Source organism: Streptomyces sp. NPDC046197 (genome assembly GCF_040646295.1).
Lineage (GTDB): Bacteria > Actinomycetota > Actinomycetes > Streptomycetales > Streptomycetaceae > Streptomyces.
Window position 1 is genome coordinate 168,802 of sequence record NZ_JBEYZY010000005.1, and the last position, 4,470, is coordinate 173,271.

The 4,470-nt window shown below is 72.7% G+C and carries 2 protein-coding genes; one reads left to right on the top strand and one right to left on the bottom strand.

The window, feature by feature from the left end; translation table 11 throughout:
• Positions 1–115: 115 nt before the first annotated feature.
• Positions 116–1,372: a M6 family metalloprotease domain-containing protein gene (locus AB0A61_RS09445; protein WP_361288701.1), complete on the bottom strand. Its 1,257-nt coding sequence runs from the start codon at positions 1,370–1,372 to the stop codon at positions 116–118.
• Positions 1,373–1,905: 533 nt separating this feature from the next.
• Between AB0A61_RS09445 and AB0A61_RS09450 the strand changes: the two genes are divergently transcribed.
• Positions 1,906–4,230 (top strand): EAL domain-containing protein, encoded by a 2,325-nt coding sequence (locus AB0A61_RS09450; protein WP_361288704.1) that lies wholly within the window; start codon positions 1,906–1,908, stop codon positions 4,228–4,230.
• Positions 4,231–4,470: the final 240 nt, after the last annotated feature.

Below are 4,470 nucleotides of genomic sequence, written 5' to 3' on the forward strand. Positions count from 1 at the left end.
GGGGCCTCGCCACCCACACCCCCACCCCCGCGGGAACAGAGACCGCCGGACGAGGGGGCGGGGCCTCGCCACCCACACCCCCACCCCCGCGGGAACAGTGGCCGTCGGTGAAAGGTCACCCGGGGGTGATCTTCACCGTGTACTCGCCCGAGGGGGTGCGGTTCTCCACCTCCACTCGGACGCCGTCGCCGGGGACGGTGAAGCTCTCGCCCACATCGAGTGGTGCGTCGGCGAGTGGTGGGTAGACCGAGTTCTCCCAGCAGGCCTGGGTGTGCGGATGGGTGTCGAGCACCTCGACCGGGCCGCCGCCCGACTCCGCCCCGCTGCGCACCCGGTACAGCAGCACCCCCTGCCGGCACCCGGCCGCGTCGTTGCCCAGCGCCGACCGCGCCTCGATGGCCAGCGCGCTGTCGCTCCCGGTCCGCACCACCGCCAGCTTCGTCCCGTTGCCCACACCGAACGCCGGTGCCCCCGCCGCACCCGTCACCGCCAGGCCCGCACCGGCCGGCGCCGCCTCCACCGGCTCCAGCGTCAGCCGGGTCGGGCCCGCCCCCCGTACGCACGCCACCTGGCGGGGCTCCAGCCAGCCGAGCTTCCACTTGTGCCAGGCGAACAGATCGGGCGACAAGGCGAACTGGCTGCCCATCAAATCCCAGTCCCCGACGTAGGTGTCCCAGTCACCCTTCCCGTCCACCGGCCGGTGGTACAGATCCGGCAGGTCGAAGACGTGTCCCGTCTCGTGCGCGAGCACCAGCCGGTCCGGCGGGTGCCGCTCGAACACGGTCACCACCCGCCGGATGTCCGTGCCGTCGGCCCGTAGCGGGGTGTCGAGGTTGACCACCTTCGTCGCGTCGGAGTCGACGCCGGGCGCGTCCGGATCGGCGACGAAGTAGACGATGTCATAGCGCGAGAAGTCGACCTGGGGGTCGGCCACGGCGAGCGCGTCGCGCAGGTAGGCGGTGCGGCCTGCGGCGCTCCAGTCGCGGTGCATGGCGTACGCGGTGGACGCCCGCGGCATCCTGATCCAGTGCCCCAACGGGTGCGCCCGCAGCGCGAACCTGCCGTAGGAAGCCTGTTCGAAGAACCGGCTGGTGGCCGGGAAGTGGTCGGCGGCGAGCTCGGCCGGTGTGGCGAGCGGGGAGGAGTCGGGGAAGGACAGGAACACCATCACGGCGTTCAGCACGCGGGTCGGCCGTACGTAGGCGGCGTTCCAGGTGTCCAGACCCTCCGAGTGGTGCGCGTCCGTGCGCTGCAGGGCGCACGGCTCGGTCGAGAACGGCTCGGCGACCGACGGTCCGGTCAGGATCGAGGTGGCGGCGACCGCCGACAGGATGGTGAACACGGCCGCGGTGCTGCGCAGTCGGGGCCGCATCCCTGCCCCGCCGCGCCCCCTGGGGGCCGCACGGCTGAGCACCGTGGGGGCAGGCTGACGCGGCACGAGGACCTCCGGTGCGTTCACAGGGACACCGCACCCAGCCTGTGGGAGTTTGTTCTGGTACGCCCTGTTTGCCTGCACCGGAAGGGTGAGAGAGCCGGGTTCACGGGTAAAGAGCTGACGCGGACGAAGGGAAACGACACCCCCGGACCACTCACGGAACGTCACAAGCGGTCGGTCGCCTGAAGAACCCGTCCAGGTGTGGGCAGAAACGATCTGCCAGAAGGGTCGGCCGTTCCGGGAGACTGGGAAGTGGCTGGAAGGGGTCCGGGCCCAGCATCTATGATCGGCACACCTTCCTGGCACTTCCTGCACGGACACGGGCAGGGCGGCCGACCGTCACCCGGCCGGCCATCCCGACGAGACCGATACGAAGACCGAGTGCACTGCGGGAGCGAGCGGTGAGCGGAACCTCCGAAGGGCCGACGCCCGCGGCAGACCTCATCCGGCCGAGCGTCACAGAGAGTGACATGACGAAGCCTCCGGGTACCGGGGCGCGCGCCCCCGCTGCGACGGGGGCGCCCCCGGGCGCCGGCACACCCGCGTCCGCTTCCACGCCTCCACTCACCCATCTGGCCGAGCCCGCACCCCGGTTCACCCATCCGGCCGAGTCCCCGCGTGGTGTCCAGCTCACCGATCCGGCCGAACCCGCGCCCGCCGCCCCACTCACCGATCTGGCCGAACCCGCGCCCGCCTCCCAAGTAACCGATCTGGCCGAACCTGCGCCCGCCTCCCAAGTCACCGATCTGGCCGAACCCGCGCCCGCCTCCCAAGTCACCGGTCCGGCCGCACTCGCGCCCGCCGCCCGACTCACCGATCTGGCCGAACCCGTCCACTCTCCCGGGCCCGCCGAACCGGCCGAGTCCACGTCCGGCCCCCGGGTCACCCACTCGGCCGAACCCGTTGCCCGGCCCGCCGCCGATGCCGACTCCAGGGCCACTGCCGGCGTCACCGCCACCGCCGGTGCCGAGACCGTCGCCGCTCCCGCTTCCGCCGGGCAGGCCGTGCCCGCGGGTGCCGCCGAAGGGCCTGTCGTCCCGGGTGGGCCGGACCTCCCCTCCGCGCCGCCCTACCGTTCGGCCTTTTCCGCGGCGCCCCTGGCGATGGCCGTCGTGGACCGCGAAGGCCTGATCGTCAGCGCCAACGGCACGTTGGGCACGCTGCTCGGCTCCAGCCCCGACGCGCTCGCCGGGCAGGTCGCCGCGGACCTGGTGGACCTCACCTCCGACACCCGTACCTGGCACGCCTACCGCGAGGTCCTCCGCGGCCACCAGGCCAGGTTGCGCTGCACCCGCCGTCTCAAACACCCCGACGGCCACTCCCTGTGGGTCCAGGTCACCGTCGCGCCCCTGACTCCGGAATCCCCCGGGGTACTGCTCTCCGTCGCCGACATCAGTGCCCGGCGCGAACTCCAGGCGCGGCTACGGCACTTGCAGATGCACGACCCGGTGACCCGGCTGCCCAACCGCACGCTGTTCTTCGAGCGCCTGTCGGCCGCGCTGCAGGCGGAGTCGTACGAGCAGCGCGGTACCGGCCGGATCGGCCTGTGCTACCTGGACCTCGACGGCTTCAAGGCGGTCAACGACACCCTCGGCCACCGCGTCGGCGACCGGCTGCTCGCGGCCGTCGCCGAGCGGTTGACGCGCTGTGCGGACGAGGCGGGCTACGGCCGGTCCAGCGCTCCGCTGGCGGCCCGGCTGGGCGGCGACGAGTTCGCGCTGCTCGTCGAGGACTCGACCGGTACCGAGCAACTGGCCGATCTCGCCGAGTCGGTGCTGCAGGCCCTGCAGGCGCCGTTCGACATCTCCGGGCAGCGCCTGTCGGTGTCGGCGTCGATCGGCGTGGTCGAGCGCCATGCGGCCGGCACGTCGGCCACCGCCCTGATGCAGGCGGCGGACACGACGCTGTACTGGGCGAAGGCGGACGGCAAGTCGCGCTGGACGCTGTTCGACCCGGAGCGCAACGCGCACCGGATGACCCGTCAGGCTCTCGCCTCGACCCTGCGACCCGCCATCGAGCGCGGTGAGTTCGTCCTGGAGTACCAGCCGCTGGTCGGTATGGGGGACGGGCGGTTGCGCGGTGTGGAGGCACTGGTCCGCTGGAATCATCCGCAGTTCGGCATACTGACGCCGAATCGGTTCATCGGATTGGCGGAGGAAGACGGCTCGATCGTGCCGCTCGGCCGCTGGATCCTGGCCACCGCCTGCCGCCAGGCCCGCCGCTGGCAGCTGGCCCGCCCCGACGAACCGCCCATCTTCGTGAGCGTCAACGTGGCCGTCCGTCAGGTGTGGGACTCCGACCTGGTGGCGGACGTGGCGCAGACGCTGGCGGAGACCGGACTCGCCCCGCATCTGCTGCAGTTGGAGCTGACCGAGTCGGCGGTGATGGGCTCGGCCGGCCGGCCGTTGCAGACGCTGCAGGCGCTCAGCGACATGGGTGTGCACATCGCCATCGACGACTTCGGCACCGGTTACTCGAACCTCGCGTACCTCAGCCGCCTTCCGGTGTCGGTGCTGAAGCTGGACGGCTCCTTCGTCCGGGGGTTCCAGTACGAGGAGCGGGACGGTACGGCCGTCCGGCCCAGCCCCGCCGACGAGGTCATCGTCGAGGCGATGATCCAGCTGGCGCACCGGCTGGGGCTGAGCGTCACCGCCGAGTGCGTGGAGACGTCCCACCAGGCCAGCCGGCTGCGCCGGATCGGCTGCGACACCGGGCAGGGCTGGCTTTACTCCCGCCCGGTGCCGGCGGACCGTATCGCCGCGCTGCTGGACCAGCGCCCCTGCGGGCGACGCTGAGGCGGTTGGCTCGGGGGCGGTGGACTCGCGCGGGATCGGCTCGCGGACGGTTGACTCGGGGGCGGTGCACTCGCGCGCGATCGGCTCGCGGACGGTCGACTCGGGGGCGGAGCACTCGCGCGCGATCGGCTCGCGGACGGTCGGCTCGGGGGCGGAGCACTCGCGCGCGATCGGCTCGCGGACGGTCGGCTCGGGGGCGGAGCACTCGCGCGCGATCGGCTCGCGGACGGTCGGCTCGGG